We start from the raw sequence: 2733 nt of genomic DNA on the forward strand, positions 1-2733 counted from the left end.
TAAGCCCAAAACCTTTAGCTGGCTTGGTTTACAGGCGATTGTCGCCCCTTGAAGTACTGGGCTTTCGTCTTCATCTTCGGGCTAGGCGGCAAGAAACATCGGCGATAGGTAAAATTTACCATTTTGCCTATTCACGCAACAACGCCGGTTCAGAGATGGCTGCTCTCCGAATAGGGCTGGAAGGTGTCGCTGTCCCGCAGTAACTTCTATAGATCAAGATATATTAAGACCCAAAATTCTATGTACTTAAGCCTATCCTTAAATTCGCACAAATTTGCGATCACTTTACATGGATATGCTAAGTAATTTCAAATTCAAATCATAAGTTTTCCCTTTATTTTCAGAAAAGCCGTATATCTCTGGCCAGTGTAAATTGCGATCACAGAATTTTCTTTATACACGGATATTGCACCAAGGACGGTATGGGATCAGCTAAATCGGGAACAGGAGTTGCGTGGAAACCACTCTTCTAGAAATGACTGAGCTAATCAATCCGCATTTCAGGGGGAGCTGTTGACGGTTCATAAGTCGTGGATGGACTGTAACTGGCGAGGTTAAACCACCCCACCGCCAGTAGGAGACTGAACCCACAGCCCAACAAAAAAGTCCAGGCGTGAGATGACTCGAGCACGCAGAGCAGGCGGCGATCGCTGCTATATACCTGCACTAGCCAGCCTTCGCTGGTGTTGTCAAATTTTGTCCGCAGTTTAGTTGAGTCAAACTTGTTCATTGTGTATGCTCCATGCTGATCGAATGTTTGTGGCGGTGGCGGGCACTTGCGCGCTGCGACGGAAACACCTGTCAGAAATTCACCTGTGAATGGAGAATGTATCAAGGAGAGAAACTGGGTCGCTCAAACCTGATATTGATGTTGAACAGAAGACAGACATCTATGCTTTCGCTTTGAACGATATTCTTAAGTTTATATAAGCTCATCAAGAAATCTCACAAGAAATCCACGTTGTAATTCCTCCTTGATCAGATATTAGGGGTCAAAACAATTCAAAATTGCAATCATTAGGGGCTGATACCCAGAATTAATTCAAGATAAATCTTCTTCTTAATTTTGCATTTTGCATTTTGCATTTTGAATTTAAAAAAGGTTAGAACGGCAGGTATGTGCCTAAGTTTATCTGAAAATTTGCGATCGCTTTACATGGATCTGCTAAGTAATTTTAAATTCAAATCATAAGTTTTCCTTTTATTCTCAAAAAACCTGTATATCCCTGGCCAATGTAAATTGTGATCACAGAGTTTTCTCTATACGTTCTCAAAACCCCAGCAATTCTCATTTTGGCAAGAAGCTGTTTAAGCACTGAGAATCTCGGTATTGTGATGACATTTGAGAGATCCAAAAGAGCTAGAGCGGTTGCAAGAACGGGGTTTGTTCGTGTCAGAGCGATCGCCATAGTGCCATGATTACTGCTGAAGTAGTTATAATTAATGACACTATCTCGCAATTAATAAGGGAAGGTAGTCGGTAACTAGTTAGCCAACTCTAATAGCTTGACACTTCTTGCTCAATTTTTTGAATGCCATGAATACTTCTCAGAGCAGCTAGGATAACAGAAAGGATGTTGTAGGAAACTAAGGCAACGCAAAAAGCAAACAGAGCAGCTTTAGGATAACCAAGGGTCTTAATTTCACAATTAAATATTTCAGTTAAAATCTGGAATAAAGTTTCAATATTCCAGCGTTTACGGTAGATTTGAGCCACAACTAAAGCATTGGCAACCTCTGTAGAAAGATTAGTTAGGATAAAGATTTCTGAGTCTCCATCACGGGTAGTTTCATCTAAAATTACTTTGATACGCCGAATATTTGATAGATAGATAGCCCTCATCATCACTGACTTTAACAGTTTGTTCAAATACTGTTCTTCCTTCTACTGAACTAATATGGCGAAATTCTGAGGCATCATACCAAGGAAAACATTGATGCTCTTGGATAATGAAATAGCCTTTTCGAGCTACGATACCACTTAAAAAGTTCAAAGTGCAGAAATTTCGGTCAGCAATCTACACATCATCTTCTTCGATTGTGGTCAAAACTTTATGTAGTAGAGAATGTTCTTGAGCATGAGCATCTTCACAAGGAAAAACATCAATTGCCAGCATTAGAGATGGGTCAAGTACCACCAATGATTGCCCTGGTAAAGGCGCACTGTTACAGTTGCGAAGAGGTTTTAGACGATGTTCACTTGCAGCTATTGCATTACCATCTAAAATTTTGAGCCGATAACCAGGTAGCCAATCGGGTAAGCTTCCGTTTAAATGACGAATAATCGCTTCCATTGAAGCTCCCGTATTCCTCACTAATTCAGCACTGATATTAGGTTCCATTGCATTTAGCTTGTTATAGACTGAAGTAACCGAAACGTTTATTTGCGATGCTATCGTCGAGCATATTAATCATGTAATTAGTATGAGTAAAGCTATTGGAGATCAAGCGGCAATTAAGTTTGCTACAGGATTTTATGATGCCATTGGAGCAGGTAAATCAGTTGAGACTGCTTATAAGTTTGGTTGTAATGCGATTCAATTAGAAAATATTCCAGAACACTTAACTCCTAGACTGAGAAAGAGACAATAGTTTAATAATGCCCGAGCAGCGAAATTAGAATCTCCCAAACTTACATTCTGGTTAGATGAATGATACTCTGTAAAGAGCGATCGCTTGTGTGACTTGAAGAAGATTTTGGACAGGTTGTCCAACTTTACCTTCCAAAACTAG

General features: G+C 40.1%; 6 protein-coding genes. 3 read left to right on the forward strand and 3 right to left on the reverse strand.

Annotation, left to right across the window (positions count from 1 at the left end; all coding sequences use genetic code 11):
• Window positions 1–203 (forward strand): hypothetical protein (locus tag AC5JL8_RS10390; protein ID WP_495879698.1); only part of this gene is annotated, 203 nt, incomplete at its 5' end.
• A 281-nt stretch (window positions 204–484) separates the two neighbouring features.
• Here AC5JL8_RS10390 and AC5JL8_RS10395 read toward each other — a convergent pair.
• Window positions 485–835, reverse strand: coding sequence for a hypothetical protein (locus tag AC5JL8_RS10395; RefSeq protein ID WP_495879699.1), 351 nt, complete (start codon window positions 833–835; stop codon window positions 485–487).
• 407 nt (window positions 836–1242) lie between these two features.
• Here AC5JL8_RS10395 and AC5JL8_RS10400 point away from each other — a divergent pair, with 407 nt between their 5' ends.
• Complete coding sequence (locus AC5JL8_RS10400) at window positions 1243–1419, forward strand: hypothetical protein (RefSeq protein WP_495879700.1); 177 nt, start codon at window positions 1243–1245, stop codon at window positions 1417–1419.
• A gap of 79 nt (window positions 1420–1498) precedes the next feature.
• On the opposite strand, the gene AC5JL8_RS10405 is transcribed toward AC5JL8_RS10400, so the two are convergent.
• The gene (locus AC5JL8_RS10405; RefSeq protein ID WP_495879701.1) at window positions 1499–1870 is read right to left on the reverse strand and encodes a transposase; all 372 of its coding nucleotides are present in this window, start codon (window positions 1868–1870) and stop codon (window positions 1499–1501) included.
• Window positions 1871–2018: 148 nt separating this feature from the next.
• Window positions 2019–2342 (reverse strand): hypothetical protein, encoded by a 324-nt coding sequence (locus tag AC5JL8_RS10410; RefSeq protein WP_495879702.1) that lies wholly within the window; start codon window positions 2340–2342, stop codon window positions 2019–2021.
• A gap of 82 nt (window positions 2343–2424) precedes the next feature.
• Between AC5JL8_RS10410 and AC5JL8_RS10415 the strand changes: the two genes are divergently transcribed.
• Window positions 2425–2592, forward strand: a complete 168-nt coding sequence (locus AC5JL8_RS10415) for a hypothetical protein (protein ID WP_495879703.1) — start codon at window positions 2425–2427, stop codon at window positions 2590–2592.
• Window positions 2593–2733 lie beyond the last annotated feature (141 nt).

The organism is Mojavia sp. (assembly GCF_059505145.1).